We start from the raw sequence: 16,057 nt of genomic DNA, 5'->3' as shown, positions 1-16,057 counted from the left end.
GGGTGGACGATCAGCGCGGCCCGCGCAGGTCGAGATCCGCGAGGACCGCCCGGTGGTCGGAGCCCGGCAGGTCCAGGAATCGGACCTCGCGGACGCTGAAGTCCCTCACCAGGACGTGGTCGATCTGGACGAACGGCGGCAGCGGCGGGCCCTCCATCGGCCAGGTCGGCGTGCGGCTCCGGTCCGCCCGCCGCGCCGCGTCCTGGAGCCCGCCCGCCGCGAGGACCGCGCGGAAGGCCGCGTGGTCCTGTGAGGCGTTGAAGTCGCCCGCGACCAGCATCGGCCCGGTGCGCTGCGCCGCGACGGCGTCCTTCACCCGCCCCAGTTCCCGCTTCCACAGGGACACCTGTCCCGGCACCGGCGGCAGCGGGTGCGCCAGCTGGAGCCGTACCGGCACGCCCGCGATCTCGGCCGTGGCACCGGGCATGCCCATGGCCGACGGGATCATCCGCCAGTCGCGCAGCGGGTACGAGCTCAGCAGGATCGAGCCGACCGACCCCTCTCCCTCGACGGAGGCGTAGTGGGGCAGCGCCGCGGCGAAGGTCCTGGTGAGGGTGGTCCGGCAGGCGCGGTCGCATTCCGACACGAACACGAGCTGGGGGCGTTCCCGCCGTACCGCCTCGACCAGGGAACCCGTCCCCTGGCCGAATTCGACGTTCGCCGCGATGACCTTCACCCGCGCCAGCGGCAGCCCGTACGAGATGACGGTCTGCGGCATGTACGGCACGGTGCTCCAGGCGGTCGCGCCCAGGACCAGGACCGTCACGAAGGTCAGCACCCGGCGCCGGGCCGCGGCGGCGAGGAGCAGGGCGAGGGCCGCGGGGACCGTCAGCCAGGGGAGGACCGAGAGGAGTTGGGGGACCGGGGTCATCGCGTCCGTGTCCAGGGCGCGGCAGGCGGCGATCAGGGCCGGCACCACCATGAGCAGCCCCGCGGCCCAGGCCATGACGCGGTGCCTGGGCCGGAGGGGCGGCGGCTCGGGGGCCGGCCCCGGGGTCGGCTCGGGTGTCGGCTCGGGGGTCGCTTCGGCGGGGCTGCTGTTCACGGGTTCCGCCGTCTCCCCGTGCTCCGCGGTCTGGACTCGGTCCACCCCGTCAGTGTCGCAGGGCCTGCGCGATCTCCGCCTTCGGTTCGCCCGAGAGCGTGCGATTGCTGCGTGCCGTACCGGTCTTGGACTTCCCGGGTTCCACTCCGTCGATGTTCAGGACGACCGAGTCGAGGAAGTTCCCGTCCCCGTCCCGGAAGGTGACCATGACCGTGTAGTCGGCGTTCGCGTCCTTCGGGTTGGTCGCCGTGATCTCGGCGACCGTCCGGTCCCCGTCGGTGCTCGTCGGCCCGGCCTTCACGTCGCCGGTGGCGTTCACCCCGTCCTTGACCTCGTTCATCTTCTCCTCGGCGGCCGAGGCGACCGCCGCCGTGGCGGAGGAGACGATGTCGCCCGCCGTGTCCTTGACGGTGTCGCACCCGGTGACCGTGAGGGTGAGCGCGGTGGTGGCGGCCAGGGACAGGGCCGCCGTCGTCGTGCGTCTCATCGTCCGCCCGCCCCTCAGAACTTCTCTTCCCGGCCGTACGCCTCGTCCGTGGCGAGCGCCCAGATCACGAAGACCGAGATGGCCATCGAGAACAGCGCCCACCACGGCTGGTACGGCAGGAACAGGAACTGGAGCAAGAGGTTCAGGGACGCGAGCGCGATACCGGCGACCCGGCCCCACTCCGCTCCCTTGAGGATCCCGAAGCCGGCGATCGCGACCACGACGCCGAGGATCAGATGGATCCAGCCCCAGGTGGTGAGGTTGAACTTGAAGACGTAGTCGCCGACGCGGGTGTAGACGTCGTCCTCGGCGATTCCGGCGATGCCCTGGAAGACGTCCATGAAGCCGGTGACGAGCATGAGGACGCCCGCGAAGAGCGTGCCGCCGCTCGCCCAGGCGGCGGAGGAGGACGTGGGCCTGCGGGGTGGTGCCGTGTTCTGGCTCATGAACCCATCGTCGGAGCGTTCGTACCGTTCCGAACGTTCAGTGGGGCCGTACGAGTGAGCGGAGGTAGTTCTCCAGTACGGCGTTGAAGTCGTCGGGGCGCTCCAGGTTCGGCAGGTGCGCGGCCTCCTCGATCACGGCGAGCGTGGAGTGGGGGAGGAGCGCGTGCATCTCCTCCGCGTCCGCGACCGGGGTGTACGAGTCGTCCCTGCCGACCACGACGAGCGCGGGGAACGGGACCGTCGTCAGCGTCTTCCGGTAGTCCGGGCGCTCGGCCCTGCCCCGCAGCGCGGCCGCCGCGCCGGCCGGGTCGGTCGCGCACATCATGCGGTGCACGTGCGGGGCCGCGTGGGTGTTGTACGGGGCCACCATGCGGTCGAGGACCTCGTCGGCGTACCCGCGCATCGCCTCCGCGCCGCCCGCGACCAGCCGGTCGGCCATGGCGTTCCTGGCGGCCTTGCCCTCGTCGGTCTCGGCGGCGGGGAAGGTGTCGGCGAGGACGAGGCCCCGGATGCGCTCCGGGTGGCGGCGGTAGAGCTCCATGGCGATCTGGCCGCCCATGGAGAGACCGGCGAGGACGCACTGATCGATGCCCAGGTCGTCCAGGAGGTCGACGAGGTCCTCGGCGAAGACACCCAGGTCGGTGGAGTCGGGACACGCGCCGAGCGGTGTGGCGCCGTAGCCGCGCAGGTCCGGTGCGATCACGCGGTGCGTGCGCGAGAAGTGATCGAGCTGGGGCTGCCACATCGTGTGGTCGAAGGGGTGGCCGTGGACGAGGAGGAGGGCCGGGCCCTCTCCCTCGTCCTCGTAGTGGATCTCGGTGTGGAGGGTGCGAGTGGCGTGCATGTCCGCAGGCTAGGCAGCCGCAACTTCTCGGTGCAATAAGATCTTTGCTCTCGGTGCAATGGGGGAGGGGCTGGGCGTGGAGGAGTACCGGAGGATCGCCGACCGGGTCGAGGCCGCCGTACGGGACGGGCGGCTGCGCCCTGGCGACCGGCTGCCGCCGCAGCGTGTCTTCGCCCGCCGGCACGCCATCGCGAACTCGACGGCCATCCGCGTCTACGGCGAGCTCGCCCGGCGCGGCCTCGTCGTCGGGGAGGTCGGGCGCGGCACCTTCGTCCGGGCCGCACCCCCGCTCCCGGGGCCCGCGCTCGCCGAGGCGACCGGCGCCGCACCCGTCGACCTCCAGCTCAACTACCCGGCCGTCGAAGGGCAGTCGGAGCTGATGGGCCGTGCCCTCGCGGCCCTCGCCCGGTCCGACGTCCTGGCCGATGCCGTCTCCCGGCCGGCCGCCGCCACCGGCACCGCGGAGGCCCGTGACGCGGCGGCGACCGTGCTCACCCGGCCCGGCTGGGCGCCCGGCCCCGAGAGCGTGCTCTTCGCCGGGAACGGCCGGCAGGCCATCGCCGCAGCCCTCTCCGCGCTCGTTCCGCCCGGCGGTCGGCTGGGCGTCGAGGCCCTTACGTATCCCCTGGTCAAAGCGGTGGCCGAGACGCTCGGCATCCGGCTCGTACCACTCGCCCTGGACGAGGAGGGGGTACGCCCCGAGGCGCTCGCGGCGGCCCACCGGGCGGCGCCGCTGGCCGCCGTCTACCTCCAGCCCACCCTGCACAACCCGCTCTCCTCGACCGCGGGGGAGGGGCGCCGGGCCGAACTGGCCGAGCTGCTGCGGAATCTGGACCTGACGGCGGTCGAGGACACCACCTGGGCCTTCCTCGTGCCGGACGCGCCCGCGCCGCTCGCCGCGCACGCCCCCGAGCGGGTCCTCCTCGTCGACAGCCTCTCCAAGCGCCTGGCCCCCGGTCTGACCGTCGGCTATCTCGTCGTCCCCGGACGGTTCCGGGCGGCCGTGGCGGAGGCCCTGCGCTCCGGCGCCTGGACGGCGGGCGGGCTCGCCCTCGCGGCCGCCACCCGGTGGACCGCGGACGGGACGGTCGCCGAGGTGGTCGCGGCCAAGCGGGCGGACACGCGGGCCCGGCACGCCCTGGTCCGGCGACGGCTGGCCGGGCAGGTGGTCCGGACCTCCCCGTACGCGTACTACTGCTGGTGGGAGCTGCCCGCGCCCTGGCGGGCGGAGACCTTCACGGCGGCGGCCGCCGCGCGCGCGGGCGTGGCGGTCACCCCGGGCGGCGCCTTCGCGGTGGGCGGCCGGGACGGTACGGGGGCGGCGCCGGACGCGATCCGGATCGGGCTCGCGTCCCCGCCGCGAGCGGTCCTCGACGAGGCGCTGGGGCGGCTGGCGGCGCTGGCGGCGGAAGCCTGAACAGGCTTCCCCCGTGCCCTCGTTCCTTGCGTTCTCTATTCTGGATATGTATGGTCCAGGATATGAAGATGAGCGAGGGCGTGGAGTGGGCGCTGCACAGCTGCCTGAACCTGGCCTGGATCGGGTCCGAGCGGGCGGTCACCGCCGCGCGTCTCGCGTCCTATCACGAGCTGCCCCCCGCGTATCTGAACAAGCAGCTCCAGGCGCTCGCCCGCGCCGGGATCGTCACCTCGGTCTCCGGACCCAAGGGGGGCTTCCGGCTGGCGCGCGCCCTCGACCGGATCACGCTGATGGATGTCGTCGCCGCCGTCGAAGGCCCTGACGAGGCCTTCCGCTGCACCGAGATCCGCCAGAAGGGACCCGGCGCGGGGGCGCCGGAGACGTACGCCGCCGAGTGCGCCATCGCCGGGGCCATGGGGCGGGCCGACCTGGCCTGGCGCCGGGAGCTCATGGCCCAGACCCTGGACGACATCCGGGTACGGGCCGAACTCCAGGCACCGGCCGCGCCCGAACGGCTGCGCCGCTGGTTCGCCAACGTCTGACACGGCCGCCCTCCCGGTGGTGGGAGGGCTCCTGAAGGGGGTGATTCTGGATGTTAGATGTCCAGTTAAAGAAGGGGCAGTCGACGGGCCGGTCGACGGGCCGGTCGAAGGGGCTGTCAGGGAAGGCGAAGGGCCCGGCGCGGGGTAGGCCGCCCGCCGTCGCCGCCGTGACGCTCGGCATCTTCACGGTCATGACCGCCGAACTGCTGCCGGTCGGCCTGCTCACACCGGCCGCCGCCGACCTCGCCGTCTCCGAGGGCACCGCCGCCCTCATGGTGACCGTGCCCGGCCTCGTCGCGGCACTGGCCGCACCGCTCGTCACCGTCCGCGCCGCCGGCGCCGACCGCCGGGCGCTCCTGGTCGCCTTCCTGCTCCTCGCCGCGGCCGCCAACCTCGTCTCGGCCCTCGCCGGACACCTCGCGGTCGTCCTCGCCGCCCGGGTCCTGCTCGGGATCGCCATCGGCGGCTTCTGGGCACTGGCCGGCGGCCTCGCGCCCCGGCTCGTGCCCGCCGGCGCCGTGGGACGGGCCACCGCCGTGATCTTCGGCGGCGTCTCCGCGGCCTCGGTCCTCGGCGTTCCCGCGGGCACGTTCCTGACCGAACGGGCGGGCTGGCGCTGGGCGTTCGCGGCCACCGGGGTACTCGCCCTGCTCGCGGCGGCCGCACTGCGGGCCCTGCTGCCGCGCCTGCCGGGAAGGGGCGCGGGAACGGGAGCGGGAGCGGGTACGGAATCAGGCGCAGGGAGCACAGGCGCAGGGACCGGCGCAGGCACAGGGACCGGCGCGACCGCCGACCGCACGGGCCCGGCCACCACCCTCCTCGCCCTCCTCCGCCGCAACCGGCGGGTGCGGGCCGGGCTGCTGCTCACCCTCGCCCTCGTCACCGGGCACTTCCTCGCGTACTCCTTCGTCCGCCCGCTGCTCACCGACCACTCCGGGATCTCCGGCTCGCTCCTCGGCGCCCTGCTCCTCGGCTACGGGGTCGCGGGTGTCGCCGGGAACTTCCTCGTCGGCACCCTGGCCGCCCGCTCCCCGGGCCGAACGCTCGCGGTCATCTCCGCCGCGCTCGGCACCGTCCTCCTCGCCGGCTTCCTCCTCGGCGACTCGGCGATCGCCGGCGCAGGGCTGCTGCTCCTCTGGGGGCTCGCCTACGGCGGGGTCTCGGTCGCGCTCCAGTCCTGGTTCATGGCCGCCGCCCCCGACGACGTCGAGACGGCCACCGGCCTCAACGTCAGCGTCTTCTGCCTCGCGATCGCGCTCGGCGCCCTCCTCGGCGGGCTCCTGGTCGACGCGTACTCCCTCGACACGGTGCTCCTCGCGGGCGCCGCACTCACCCTGGCCGCGTTCCCCGTGGCCGTCCTCTCCGGAAGGCACGATCAGTCATGACCGCCCAGCGCTCCGCCACCGCTCAGACCGCCGCCGACCAGCGGGTCATCACCAATCCCGACACCCTCCACGACCCGACCCCCTTCGGTTACAGCCACGCCGTCTCCGCGCCCGGCGAGCTCGTCTTCATCGGCGGCCAGTACGCCTCCGACGCGTCCGGCTCGCCCGTCCCCGGCGGCTTCGCCGCCCAGGTCGAGCTCTCGCTCACCAACCTGCGGCTCGCCCTCGAAGGCGTCGGCCTCGGTCTGGAGCACGTCGTCCGCCTCGGCTCGTACGTCGTCGACCACGACATGGCCAGGCTGGAGGTCCTCGGCAAGGGCCTGCACGCCCACTTCGGCGAGCGGCTCCCGGCCCAGACCCTCAGCGGCGTCGCGGCGCTCGCCCTGCCGGGCATGCTCTTCGAGATCGACGCGGTCGCCGTACGCCCGGCCGCCTGACCCCGTCGCCCGGCCCGCCGCCTGTTCCACTTGCGGGGTGCCGGGCGCGGGTGTGCCCTTGAGGGTGCGGGAAGCAGCAGGGGGGCGAGAGACGAAGGAGCTCCTGCCATGGCCGCACACGCAGCGATACCCGTCCGGAAGCCGTTCAGCACGCACGGCCTGGCCACCCCGATCATCGTCGGTGTCCTGTACGGCCTCTACGCGGCGACCGTGGTCCGCAAGGGCGGCGCCACCACCCTGGGGCAGCTGTGGCTCGGCCTGATCTCGGCCGTGGTGCTCGGCGCCGGGATCTACGTCCTCCGGCGCTACGGCCGCACCCTGCCCCGCGAGGCACGGGCCGCCGCCTGGGGGTCCCTGACGGGCATCGCGGTCGGTTTCCTCTTCAGTCTGTCGGGCGCCAGCGTCCTGTCGTCGAGCGGACTCGGGCTGGCCTTCGCCGCGCTCAACGGCGTCGGCGCCTACTACCTCTTCTACACCCACGAGGACGCCGAGGGACGGCCCGCGCCGTACTGACGGGTCCCACCCCCGGCAGGACCCCTCCCGCCGCGGCGGCGCCGGTGGTAGGCGACCGCCACGGCGGCGAGCAGCACCGGCCAGGCCAGGAGCGGCGCGTAGCAGACGACCAGCAGGGCGTCCTGGGCCGGTGTGGCGGGGATGCCGGGCCCCAGGTCCGCGTACGAGGCGTACGCGCCCCAGGCGGCGATCGCGCACAGCCCCGCCACCCCGGCCAGGGCGGCGCCGGTCGCGGCGGCCGGGTTCACCCGCCGCCCGCCGAGGAACGGCATCCACCGCGGGAAGACCTCGCCCCAGGAGCGGACGAGCCCCAGGGTGAGGAAGGCGAGCAGTTCGGACACGACGCTGAGGGAGACGACGTACACGGACTCCCCCGCGCTCATGCCGGCACCCCAGTCCGCGTCCTGGGTGACCGGCAGCCCGGCGACGAGCGCGAGCCGCCACAGCCCTGACGGGAGGGTGACGAGCGGAACGGCATGGGCGGCGAGGACGGCCCAACGGGGCACGTCGGGAAGGGCCTTGATTCTCATCATGGGATCAGGGTCCCGCCGGACCCCGCCCCCGGCCGTCGCCCCGAAGACCGTTCCGCCTCCGCCGGGCGGGGGAGACGCGATCCTCCGGGAGACGGGGTCCTCCGGGGGGCGTCACCGAGCAGGCCCACCGAGCAAGGCCCATGGAGCAGGCTCGCGGGAACGCCCCGCCCCGTTCGCGGCACACCGGGACGCCCCGCGCGGAAGACGCGCCTCCGCCGCTCTGGCGGTCCGGCGGTGGTCGACGGAGACTGGGAGGAGCGCTCTCTTCCGCGCGCGTCTGCTCCGCGCCCTCTTCCCCTGGAGGATCCACGGTATGACCGACCTCGCCATCGAGACCGAGGGCCTGGTCAAGGTCTTCGGAAGCAACCGCGCCGTCGACGGCATCGACCTCCGCGTGCCCACCGGCACCGTGTACGGGGTCCTCGGGCCGAACGGCGCCGGCAAGACCACCGCCGTCAAGATGCTCGCCACCCTGCTCCGCCCCGACGGCGGCCGGGCCCGCGTGTTCGGCAAGGACGTCGTCAAGGACGCCGACACCGTGCGGGGCCGGGTGAGCCTCACGGGGCAGTACGCCTCCGTCGACGAGGACCTGACCGGCACCGAGAACCTCGTCCTGCTCGGCCGGCTGCTCGGCCACACCCGGCCCGCCGCCCGCGAGCGCTCCGCGCAGCTGCTCGCCGCGTTCGGGCTCGCGGAGGCCGCCGACAAGCAGGTCAAGAACTACTCGGGCGGCATGCGGCGCCGTATCGACATCGCCGCGTCCATCCTCAACACCCCCGACCTGCTGTTCCTCGACGAGCCGACCACCGGCCTCGACCCGCGCAGCCGCAACCAGGTCTGGGACATCGTCCGCGCGGTGGTCGCCCAGGGCACCACCGTCCTGCTGACCACCCAGTACCTGGACGAGGCCGACCAGCTGGCCTCCCGGATCGCCGTCATCGACCACGGCAAGGTGATCGCCGAGGGGACGAAGGGCGAGCTGAAGGCCTCCGTCGGCTCCGGTTCCGTGCACGTACGCCTCCGGGACCCCGAGCAGCGGCCCGAGGCCCGGCGGGTCATCGTGGACGCCCTGAACGCCACCGTCCAGCTGGACTCCGACCCGGTGGCGCTCACCGCCACCGTCAACGGCCACGGAACGGACCTCGGCGCCGCCGAGCAGGCCGCACGCGCCCTTGCGGAGCTGGCGCGGGCCGGGATCACCGTCGACAACTTCGCGCTGGGCCAGCCCAGCCTCGACGAGGTCTTCCTGGCACTGACGGACAGGAAAGGAACGACGGCATGACCGTCACCACCGGCAAGGACACCCCGACGACCGACACGCTCGACTTCGTCGCCCCGAAGGCGGACGAACTCGCGGCGCTGCTCGTGGGCCACTCCCGCCCGCCGCGCCCCAGCGCGCTCTCCGCCTCGATGACCTTCGGCTGGCGGGCCATGCTGAAGATCAAGCACGTGCCGGAGCAGCTGTTCGATGTGACGGCGTTCCCGATCATGATGGTGCTGATGTACACGTACCTCTTCGGAGGTGCGCTGGCCGGCTCGGTCTCCTCGTACATCCAGTTCCTGCTGCCCGGCATCCTCGTGATGAGCGTCGTGATGATCACGATGTACACGGGGGTCTCGGTCAACACCGACATCGAGAAGGGCGTCTTCGACCGCTTCCGCACCCTGCCGATCTGGCGGCCGGCGCCGATGGTCGGCTATCTCCTCGGCGACGTCGTCCGCTATCTGATCGCCTCGGCCGTGATGCTGACCGTCGGCATGCTCATCGGTTACCGGCCGGACGGCGGGATAGTGGGCGTGCTGCTCGGGGTCGCGCTGCTGGTGATCTTCTCGTTCGCGTTCTCGTGGATCTGGACCATGTTCGGTCTGCTGCTGCGCAGCGAGAAGTCCGTCATGGGCGTCTCGATGATGGTGATCTTCCCGCTGACGTTCCTGTCGAACGTCTTCGTCGACCCGAAGACGATGCCGGGCTGGCTCCAGGCCTTCGTCAACAACAGCCCGGTGACCCACCTGGCGACGGCGGTACGCGAACTGATGGCGGGCAACTGGCCCGCCGCGGACATCGCCTGGTCGCTCGGGTGGTCGGCGGTGCTCGTGCTCGTCTTCGGGGCGATCACCATGCGGCTCTACAACCGCAAGTGACGGACCGCTACTTCCCGCGCGGGGTGGTCTGCTGGACCGCCCAGCGGTTGCCGTCCGGGTCGGCGAAGTAGACGAAGGAACCCCAGGGCTGGTCGTCGATCCCGCTGACCTCGACTCCGCGGCCGGAGAGCTCGCGGTGGGCCTCCTCGATGTCGGTGACGACGACCTGCATGTTGTCCAGGGAGCCCGGGGCCATCTCCGTGATCCCCTTGCCGAAGGCGATCGAACAGGCCGAGCCGGGCGGGGTCATCTGGACGAAGCGGATGTCGTCGCTGACCGGGATGTCATGGTCGGCGTGGAAGCCCACGCGCTCGTAGAAGGCCTTGGCCCGGTCGATGTCGGTGACGGGCACGCCGATCAGTTCGAGTCTGATGTCCATGAGGGCATCATGCGCCGGGCGGCAGCCGGGCGCACGGCGTGCGCCGCCTCGCGGTTGACCTTCCCCCGCGGGGAAGGCCCAGCATCTGGCGTGCCGGGCGGAAGGCCCGGTACAGGGAGGAGAATCGAGTCGTGCGCGACGAAGAGCTCATGCCTGCGCCCGTGTCCGGGCCGATGCTGACCATCGGGGACTTCGCCCGCGCCTCCCGGCTCTCCGCCAGGGCGCTGCGCCGCTACGACGAGCTCGGCCTGCTGCCGCCCGCCCGCGTCGACCCGTTCACCGGCTACCGCTACTACGCCGTGGAACAGCTCGAACGGGCCCGGCTGATCGCCTGGCTGCGGCGGATCGGCATGCCGCTCGCCGAGGTGGGACGGGTCTGCGCGCTGTACGCGTCGGACGCGGCGGGCGCGGCCCGTGCGATCCGCGGCTACTGGGCGCGGGTCGAGTCGGAGACGGCGGCGCGGCGGGATCTGGCGACCTCCCTGGTGGACCGGCTGAAGGGACCCACCGAGATGACCGACGAGATGACCGACAAGGCGATCGACGGGGTGAGCACCGCGAGCGCCGGGGCGAGCACCGGGGCGGCCACTGGGATGGCCACCGGGATGGCCGGCCGGCCCGCCTTCGTCCTGCGGACCGCCGTGCGGCTCGACCGCGGCCTCGTCCGCGCCGCCCAGCAGGACGCGGCCCACGCGGGCCCGCACCTGCTGGCCGTCGCGGACGGGTACGGCCCCGAGGGCGAGCGGGCCGCGCTGGCCGCGGTCGGAGCGCTGGAGGCCGTACCGTCGCCGGCCCCCTCGGCGCGCGCCGGGGACGTGCTCAACGCCCTGGAGGACGCGGTGCGCACGGCCGACGGCGCGGTCTCCGGACTTGCCGAGTCGGGCACGACGCTGACCGCGGCCGTGTGGACGGGCGGCCGCCTGGCCCTCGCGCACGTGGGCGACTCGCGGGCGTACCTGCTGCGGGACGGCGCGTTCGTCCGCCTCACCCGTGACCACACCGTCGTCCAGGCCCTCGTCGACGCGGGCGAACTGGACCCGGCCGAGGCGGCGGACCGCCCCGACCGGGCGCTGCTCCTGAAGGCCCTGGACGGCGGGGACGTGCCGCCCGAGCCGGAGCTCGGAGTGCACGAGACACGGCCGGGCGACCGCTATCTGCTGTGCACGGACGGGCTTTCGGCGGTCGCTCCGGCCGATGACATCCGCCGCGCGCTCGCCGCGGGCGTCGGTCCGGAGGAGGCGGCGGAGGCCCTGGTCGCGCTGGCGCGGGACCTGGGCGGCCCGGACAACGTGGCGTGCGTGGTGGCGGACGTGGTGCCCGCCTGAGGACGCCCCGTCAGTCCCCCGTGCCCCGTACGACCACCACCGGGCACGGGGCGTGCTGGGTCACCCTGCTGGAGACGGAGCCCAGGACCGCCGCCTTGAAGCCGCTGTAGCCGCGGTCGCCGACGACCAGCAGGGACGCGCCCTCGGCCTGGTCGATCAGGGCCTGGGCCGGGTTGCCGCTGACGACCGTTCGGGTCACGCCGGCGGCGACGGCCGGGTCGAGCGCCTGGGACAGGGACTCGTCCAGGGACTGCTCGGCGAGCATCTGGGGGTCGAAGTCCGGCGGTACCCCGGGCGCCGCCGCCCAGGACGCCGGGTACTCCCATCCGATGACCGCCTGGAGGGAGTCTCCGGTGAGGGCGGCCTGCCCGGCCGCCCACTGCAGCGCTTTCAGGGACGGTTCCGAGCCGTCCACGCCCACCACGATCCTGCCGGCCATCGCCGACCTCCGTTCGTTGTCGGGAACCCTCTCCCACAACGTAACAAAGAGCTCAATCCAGCCGCAGATCGGCCAATTGCTTCTCGAACGGGACGACCTCGTCGTCGTCGAGCCGCCGGGACGGCCGGGCGGCGACCGTGTCCGCGAACTCGTTCCCGGCCCGGGTGATCCGGGTGGGCAGCCCCTCCCCCCATCCCGTCGGGGAGGCCTCGTCGCCGCCGGTGCCCCAGTCCTCCGACGCCGCGTAGACGGCGGTCGGGACGACGAGGGCCCGCAGATAGGCGAAGAGCGGCCGCAGGGCGTGGTCGAGGACGAGCGAGTGCCGGGCGGTGCCGCCGGTCGCCCCGATGAGGACCGGGGTGCCGGTCAGCGCGGCCGGGTCGATCAGGTCGAAGAACGACTTGAACAGGCCGCTGTACGAGGCGGTGAAGACCGGGGTCACCGCGATGACCCCGTCGGCGCCGGTCACCGCGTCGATCGCGTCCTGGAGCCGCCCGGAGGGGAAGCCGGTCACGAAGTTGTTCGCGATGTCCACGGCCAGGTCGCGCAGTTCGACGACCTGGACGTCGACGGCGTACTCCTGCTCGGCCAGCCGGTACCGCGCGGCCTGGAGGAGCCGGTCGGTGAGCAGCCGGGTGGAGGAGGGGGAGCTGAGGCCGGCGGAGACGGCGACCAGCTTCAGGGTCTGCATGGCTTACGACTCCTTCTCGGTACGGGTCTTGAGGACGGCGGGGTGGAGCGGCGCCGTGTCCGGGACGCCGGCGGGGCGCAGGTCGGCGAACTCCTTGCGCAGCACCGGCACGACCTCCTCGCCGAGGATGTCGAGCTGCTCCAGGACCGTCTTCAGGGGCAGTCCGGCGTGGTCGACCAGGAACAGCTGGCGCTGGTAGTCGCCCACGTAGTCGCGGAAGGACAGGGTGCGCTCGATGACCTCCTGCGGTGAGCCGACGGTCAGCGGGGTCTCCCGGGAGAACTCCTCAAGGGAGGGGCCGTGGCCGTAGACCGGCGCGTTGTCGAAGTACGGGCGGAACTCCCGTACCGCGTCCTGCGAGTTCCTGCGCATGAACACCTGGCCGCCGAGGCCGACGATCGCCTGCTCGGGGGTGCCGTGGCCGTAGTGGGCGTACCGCTGGCGGTAGAGGCGGACCATCTTCTCGGTGTGCTGCTTGGGCCAGAAGATGTGGTTCGCGAAGAACCCGTCGCCGTAGTAGGCCGCCTGCTCGGCGATCTCGGGGGAGCGGATGGAGCCGTGCCAGACGAACGGGGGGACGTCGTCGAGCGGGCGCGGGGTGGAGGTGAAGCCCTGGAGGGCGCTGCGGAACTTGCCCTCCCAGTCGACCACGTCCTCCCTCCACAGCTTGTGGAGGAGCGCGTAGTGCTCGATGGCGAGCGGGATGCCCTGGCGGATGTCCTGGCCGAACCACGGGTAGACGGGGCCGGTGTTGCCGCGGCCCATCATCAGGTCCACGCGTCCGTCGGCGAGGTGCTGGAGGGTCGCGTAGTCCTCGGCGATCTTCACCGGGTCGTTGGTGGTGATCAGCGTGGTGGAGGTGGAGAGGATCAGGTTCTCCGTGCGGGCGGCTATGTGCCCGAGGAGGGTGGTGGGGGAGGAGGGCACGAACGGCGGGTTGTGGTGTTCACCGGTCGCGAAGACGTCGAGCCCGACCTCCTCGGCCTTGAGCGCGATGGCGACGGTGTTCTTGATCCGCTCGTGCTCGGTGGGGGTGCGGCCGGTGGTGGGGTCGGTCGTCACGTCGCCGACGGTGAAGATCCCGAACTGCATCGTGCTCACCTCTCGCGTTCCTGGTGCCTCGCGGCTAGTGGTTGAAGCTTAAACTATCCGCCTCAACGGTGCCACCCCTCCGTCTATTCCGGCCCGTACCCTGGAGCGCATGACCGATCTGGAGCGCTGGAAAGAGCGCGGAGTGATGCTCCGCGTCTTCGTCTACGTCTTCGCGACGCACGCGTTCGCCGGCTTCGTCTGGATCCTGTTCTACGTGGGGCAGAACGCCCAGAAGTAGGCGCCGCCCGAGAGGCCCGGGCGAGGGCTCGGCGAGGGCGCGGGCGAGGCTCTGCGAGGGCGCGGGCGAGGTACCGAGTGGGGCCCGCCACGTACCGCCGGAAAGCGGCCCTCACGTAAAGTCGCGCAGGTGAACGGTGCGATAGCGGTCGTCGGAATCGGCGCGGACGGCTGGGACGGGCTCCCCGAGAGCTCCCGCCGGGTCCTGCGGACCGCCGAGGTCCTGATCGGCGCCCCCCGCCAGCTCGACCTCCTCCCGGGCGACGACTGCCCCGGCGAGCGCGTCACCTGGCCCTCTCCGCTCCGCCCCGCCGTCCCCGGACTGCTCGCCGCCCACGAGGGCCGGGCGATCGCCGTCCTCGCCAGCGGCGACCCCTCCTTCTACGGCATCGGCCGCACCCTCGCCGAGACCGCCGGCGCCGACCGGCTCCGGATCCACCCGCACCCATCCTCCGTCTCGTACGCCGCCGCCCGCCTCGGCTGGCCCCTGGAGGCCGTCGAGACCGTCTCGCTCGTCGCCCGGCCCCTCGCCGCGCTGTCCGCCGCGCTCCACCCCGGGCGCCGGCTCCTCGTCCTCGGCGAGGGCCCCGGGACTCCCGCGCGGGTCGCGGCCCTGCTCCGGGAGACCGGCTGGGGCGGCACCCGGATCCGGGTCCTGGAACAGCTCGGCGGGGACCGCGAGCGGGTCCTCGACGGGACCGCCGCCGACTGGCCGTACGAGCGGACCGACGCGCTCCACGTCCTCGCCCTCGACTGCGTACGGGACCCGGACACACTGCGGCTCGGCGCGGTGCCGGGTCTGCCGGACGAGGCGTACGAACACGACGGCCAGCTCACCAAGCGGTACGTGCGCGCCGCCACGCTCGCCGCCCTCGCGCCCGCGCCCGGCGAACTCCTCTGGGACATCGGCGGCGGCTCCGGCTCCATCGGCATCGAATGGATGCGGGCGCACCGCTCCTGCCGGGCGGTCGCGGTCGAGAAGTCGGCGGAACGGGCGGCGCGGATCACGCGGAACGCCGACCGCCTCGGCGTGCCCGGCCTGCGGGTCGTGACGGCCCCGGCCCCGCAGGGTCTCGCCGGTCTCCCGGCCCCCGACGCGATCTTCATCGGCGGCGGCCTCACGGCCCCCGGCCTCCTCGACGCCTGCTGGGACGCGCTGCCCGCCGGCGGCCGGCTCGTCGCGAACACCGTGACGCTGGAGTCCGAGGCCCTGCTCGCCGACCGCTACCGCCGCCACGGCGGCGAACTGGTCCGGCTCGCCGTGGCCGCCGCCGTCCCCGTGGGCGGCTTCACCGGCTGGCGCCAGGCGATGCCGGTCACGCAGTGGTCCGTAACGAAAGGTTCTGAAGAGCGATGACCGTCTACTTCATCGGCGCGGGTCCCGGCGCGGCCGACCTGATCACCGTGCGCGGCGCGCGGACGCTCGCGAAGTGCGGGGTCTGCCTGTACGCGGGCTCCCTCGTGCCGACCGAGCTGCTCGCCGAGTGCCCGCCGGAGGCGCGGCTCGTCGACACGGCCCGGATGGACCTGGACCAGATCGTCGCCGAGATCGCCACGGCCCACGAGGCCGGCCAGGACGTGGCCCGTCTGCACTCGGGCGACCCGTCGGTGTTCAGCGCGATGGCCGAGCAGATGCGACGCCTGGACGCGGCGGGCATCCCGTACGAGGTCGTCCCCGGGGTCCCGGCCTTCGCCGCCGCCGCTGCCGCGCTGAAGCGGGAGCTCACGGTCCCGACGGTCGGCCAGACGGTCATCCTCACCCGCATCGCACAGCAGGCCACGCCGATGCCGGAGGGCGAGGACCTGGCGACCCTGGGCCGCAGCGGCGCGCTGCTCGTCCTGCACCTGGCCGCGCGCTACGTGGACCGGGTCGTCGCCGAACTCGTCCCCCACTACGGCCTGGACTGCCCGGCGGCGGTCGTGGCGATGGCCAGCCGCCCCGACGAGATCGTGCTGCGGGGCACGTTGGAGGACATCGCGGCCCAGCTGAAGGACGCCGGCATCACGAAGACGGCCGTCATCCTGGTCGGCCGCACGCTGGCCGCCTCGGAATTCCGCGACAGCCACCTGTACGACCCGACACGCGACCGCCACGTCTGCTGA

General features: G+C 73.2%; 20 protein-coding genes. 11 read left to right on the top strand and 9 right to left on the bottom strand.

Features of this window, described 5'->3' with window-relative positions; translation table 11 throughout:
* Nucleotides 1-10: 10 nt before the first annotated feature.
* The 4 genes from E0F75_RS08390 to E0F75_RS08375 are packed head-to-tail and all read right to left on the bottom strand — an operon-like array spanning nucleotide 11 to nucleotide 2,822.
* On the bottom strand, nucleotides 11-1,090 hold the full coding sequence (locus E0F75_RS08390) for an endonuclease/exonuclease/phosphatase family protein (RefSeq protein WP_187621860.1): 1,080 nt from the start codon (nucleotides 1,088-1,090) through the stop codon (nucleotides 11-13).
* A 4-nt stretch (nucleotides 1,091-1,094) separates the two neighbouring features.
* Nucleotides 1,095-1,532 carry a hypothetical protein gene (locus E0F75_RS08385; protein WP_187621859.1) on the bottom strand — a complete coding sequence of 146 codons (438 nt, stop codon included), beginning with the start codon at nucleotides 1,530-1,532 and terminating at the stop codon, nucleotides 1,095-1,097.
* Nucleotides 1,533-1,546: 14 nt separating this feature from the next.
* On the bottom strand, nucleotides 1,547-1,978 hold the full coding sequence (locus E0F75_RS08380) for a hypothetical protein (RefSeq protein WP_187621858.1): 432 nt from the start codon (nucleotides 1,976-1,978) through the stop codon (nucleotides 1,547-1,549).
* 37 nt (nucleotides 1,979-2,015) lie between these two features.
* Nucleotides 2,016-2,822: an alpha/beta fold hydrolase gene (locus E0F75_RS08375; RefSeq protein ID WP_187621857.1), complete on the bottom strand. Its 807-nt coding sequence runs from the start codon at nucleotides 2,820-2,822 to the stop codon at nucleotides 2,016-2,018.
* Between the two features lie 58 nt (nucleotides 2,823-2,880).
* Between E0F75_RS08375 and E0F75_RS08370 the strand changes: the two genes are divergently transcribed.
* From E0F75_RS08370 to E0F75_RS08350, 5 genes are all read left to right on the top strand, one after another.
* Entirely contained in the window at nucleotides 2,881-4,239 is a 1,359-nt protein-coding gene (locus tag E0F75_RS08370) for a PLP-dependent aminotransferase family protein (RefSeq protein ID WP_187621856.1), read from the top strand.
* A gap of 68 nt (nucleotides 4,240-4,307) precedes the next feature.
* Nucleotides 4,308-4,781 (top strand): Rrf2 family transcriptional regulator, encoded by a 474-nt coding sequence (locus E0F75_RS08365; RefSeq protein WP_187622161.1) that lies wholly within the window; start codon nucleotides 4,308-4,310, stop codon nucleotides 4,779-4,781.
* 167 nt (nucleotides 4,782-4,948) lie between these two features.
* The gene (locus E0F75_RS08360; RefSeq protein WP_229312592.1) at nucleotides 4,949-6,166 is read left to right on the top strand and encodes an MFS transporter; all 1,218 of its coding nucleotides are present in this window, start codon (nucleotides 4,949-4,951) and stop codon (nucleotides 6,164-6,166) included.
* Nucleotides 6,163-6,603: a RidA family protein gene (locus tag E0F75_RS08355; RefSeq protein ID WP_187621854.1), complete on the top strand. Its 441-nt coding sequence runs from the start codon at nucleotides 6,163-6,165 to the stop codon at nucleotides 6,601-6,603. The genes E0F75_RS08360 and E0F75_RS08355 overlap by 4 nt, the downstream gene beginning before the upstream one ends.
* Nucleotides 6,604-6,711: 108 nt before the next feature.
* Complete coding sequence (locus E0F75_RS08350; protein ID WP_187621853.1) at nucleotides 6,712-7,116, top strand: hypothetical protein; 405 nt, start codon at nucleotides 6,712-6,714, stop codon at nucleotides 7,114-7,116.
* On the opposite strand, the gene E0F75_RS08345 is transcribed toward E0F75_RS08350, so the two are convergent.
* A complete protein-coding gene (locus E0F75_RS08345) occupies nucleotides 7,074-7,649 on the bottom strand; it encodes a hypothetical protein (RefSeq protein ID WP_187621852.1) in 576 nt (191 codons plus the stop codon). The two genes, E0F75_RS08350 and E0F75_RS08345, sit on opposite strands and share 43 nt — an antisense overlap.
* Nucleotides 7,650-7,962: 313 nt before the next feature.
* Between E0F75_RS08345 and E0F75_RS08340 the strand changes: the two genes are divergently transcribed.
* The gene (locus E0F75_RS08340; protein ID WP_187621851.1) at nucleotides 7,963-8,931 is read left to right on the top strand and encodes an ATP-binding cassette domain-containing protein; all 969 of its coding nucleotides are present in this window, start codon (nucleotides 7,963-7,965) and stop codon (nucleotides 8,929-8,931) included.
* A complete protein-coding gene (locus tag E0F75_RS08335) occupies nucleotides 8,928-9,791 on the top strand; it encodes an ABC transporter permease (protein WP_187621850.1) in 864 nt (287 codons plus the stop codon). Before E0F75_RS08340 ends, E0F75_RS08335 begins: the two co-directional genes overlap by 4 nt.
* 7 nt (nucleotides 9,792-9,798) lie before the next feature.
* Here the strand turns inward: E0F75_RS08335 and E0F75_RS08330 are convergent, their stop codons facing one another.
* Nucleotides 9,799-10,170, bottom strand: coding sequence for a glyoxalase superfamily protein (locus E0F75_RS08330; protein WP_187621849.1), 372 nt, complete (start codon nucleotides 10,168-10,170; stop codon nucleotides 9,799-9,801).
* Nucleotides 10,171-10,343: 173 nt separating this feature from the next.
* On the opposite strand from E0F75_RS08330, the gene E0F75_RS08325 reads away from it, so the two are divergent.
* Nucleotides 10,344-11,495, top strand: a complete 1,152-nt coding sequence (locus E0F75_RS08325; protein ID WP_187622160.1) for a MerR family transcriptional regulator — start codon at nucleotides 10,344-10,346, stop codon at nucleotides 11,493-11,495.
* A gap of 10 nt (nucleotides 11,496-11,505) precedes the next feature.
* On the opposite strand, the gene E0F75_RS08320 is transcribed toward E0F75_RS08325, so the two are convergent.
* Genes E0F75_RS08320 through E0F75_RS08310 form a run of 3 tightly spaced genes read right to left on the bottom strand, consistent with a single transcriptional unit; the run spans nucleotide 11,506 to nucleotide 13,717 of the window.
* A complete protein-coding gene (locus E0F75_RS08320; protein ID WP_187621848.1) occupies nucleotides 11,506-11,934 on the bottom strand; it encodes a universal stress protein in 429 nt (142 codons plus the stop codon).
* Between the two features lie 52 nt (nucleotides 11,935-11,986).
* Entirely contained in the window at nucleotides 11,987-12,625 is a 639-nt protein-coding gene (locus E0F75_RS08315; RefSeq protein WP_187621847.1) for an FMN reductase, read from the bottom strand.
* A gap of 3 nt (nucleotides 12,626-12,628) precedes the next feature.
* Nucleotides 12,629-13,717 (bottom strand): LLM class flavin-dependent oxidoreductase, encoded by a 1,089-nt coding sequence (locus tag E0F75_RS08310; protein ID WP_187622159.1) that lies wholly within the window; start codon nucleotides 13,715-13,717, stop codon nucleotides 12,629-12,631.
* A gap of 109 nt (nucleotides 13,718-13,826) precedes the next feature.
* On the opposite strand from E0F75_RS08310, the gene E0F75_RS08305 reads away from it, so the two are divergent.
* The 3 genes from E0F75_RS08305 (at nucleotide 13,827) to cobM (ending at nucleotide 16,057) form a co-directional block, all read left to right on the top strand.
* Complete coding sequence (locus E0F75_RS08305) at nucleotides 13,827-13,955, top strand: DUF6126 family protein (protein ID WP_229312591.1); 129 nt, start codon at nucleotides 13,827-13,829, stop codon at nucleotides 13,953-13,955.
* Between the two features lie 129 nt (nucleotides 13,956-14,084).
* Nucleotides 14,085-15,311: a precorrin-6y C5,15-methyltransferase (decarboxylating) subunit CbiE gene (gene cbiE / locus E0F75_RS08300; protein WP_187621846.1), complete on the top strand. Its 1,227-nt coding sequence runs from the start codon at nucleotides 14,085-14,087 to the stop codon at nucleotides 15,309-15,311.
* Nucleotides 15,308-16,057 carry a precorrin-4 C(11)-methyltransferase gene (gene cobM, locus E0F75_RS08295; RefSeq protein ID WP_187621845.1) on the top strand — a complete coding sequence of 250 codons (750 nt, stop codon included), beginning with the start codon at nucleotides 15,308-15,310 and terminating at the stop codon, nucleotides 16,055-16,057. The genes cbiE and cobM overlap by 4 nt, the downstream gene beginning before the upstream one ends.

This window comes from Streptomyces sp. CB02980 (genome assembly GCF_014451325.2).
GTDB lineage: Bacteria > Actinomycetota > Actinomycetes > Streptomycetales > Streptomycetaceae > Streptomyces.
This window is presented reverse-complemented; position numbering and strand designations above follow the sequence as displayed.

Coding starts and splice junctions, on each gene's coding strand:
- E0F75_RS08385 (WP_187621859.1), bottom strand. CDS start 1,532: ATGAGACGCACGACGACGGCGGCCCTGTCCCTGGCCGCCACCACCGCG.
- E0F75_RS08380 (WP_187621858.1), bottom strand. CDS start 1,978: ATGAGCCAGAACACGGCACCACCCCGCAGGCCCACGTCCTCCTCCGCC.
- E0F75_RS08375 (WP_187621857.1), bottom strand. CDS start 2,822: ATGCACGCCACTCGCACCCTCCACACCGAGATCCACTACGAGGACGAG.
- E0F75_RS08370 (WP_187621856.1), top strand. CDS start 2,881: ATGGGGGAGGGGCTGGGCGTGGAGGAGTACCGGAGGATCGCCGACCGG.
- E0F75_RS08365 (WP_187622161.1), top strand. CDS start 4,308: ATGAGCGAGGGCGTGGAGTGGGCGCTGCACAGCTGCCTGAACCTGGCC.
- E0F75_RS08355 (WP_187621854.1), top strand. CDS start 6,163: ATGACCGCCCAGCGCTCCGCCACCGCTCAGACCGCCGCCGACCAGCGG.
- E0F75_RS08350 (WP_187621853.1), top strand. CDS start 6,712: ATGGCCGCACACGCAGCGATACCCGTCCGGAAGCCGTTCAGCACGCAC.
- E0F75_RS08345 (WP_187621852.1), bottom strand. CDS start 7,649: ATGATGAGAATCAAGGCCCTTCCCGACGTGCCCCGTTGGGCCGTCCTC.
- E0F75_RS08340 (WP_187621851.1), top strand. CDS start 7,963: ATGACCGACCTCGCCATCGAGACCGAGGGCCTGGTCAAGGTCTTCGGA.
- E0F75_RS08335 (WP_187621850.1), top strand. CDS start 8,928: ATGACCGTCACCACCGGCAAGGACACCCCGACGACCGACACGCTCGAC.
- E0F75_RS08330 (WP_187621849.1), bottom strand. CDS start 10,170: ATGGACATCAGACTCGAACTGATCGGCGTGCCCGTCACCGACATCGAC.
- E0F75_RS08325 (WP_187622160.1), top strand. CDS start 10,344: ATGCTGACCATCGGGGACTTCGCCCGCGCCTCCCGGCTCTCCGCCAGG.
- E0F75_RS08320 (WP_187621848.1), bottom strand. CDS start 11,934: ATGGCCGGCAGGATCGTGGTGGGCGTGGACGGCTCGGAACCGTCCCTG.
- E0F75_RS08315 (WP_187621847.1), bottom strand. CDS start 12,625: ATGCAGACCCTGAAGCTGGTCGCCGTCTCCGCCGGCCTCAGCTCCCCC.
- E0F75_RS08310 (WP_187622159.1), bottom strand. CDS start 13,717: ATGCAGTTCGGGATCTTCACCGTCGGCGACGTGACGACCGACCCCACC.
- E0F75_RS08305 (WP_229312591.1), top strand. CDS start 13,827: ATGACCGATCTGGAGCGCTGGAAAGAGCGCGGAGTGATGCTCCGCGTC.
- cobM (WP_187621845.1), top strand. CDS start 15,308: ATGACCGTCTACTTCATCGGCGCGGGTCCCGGCGCGGCCGACCTGATC.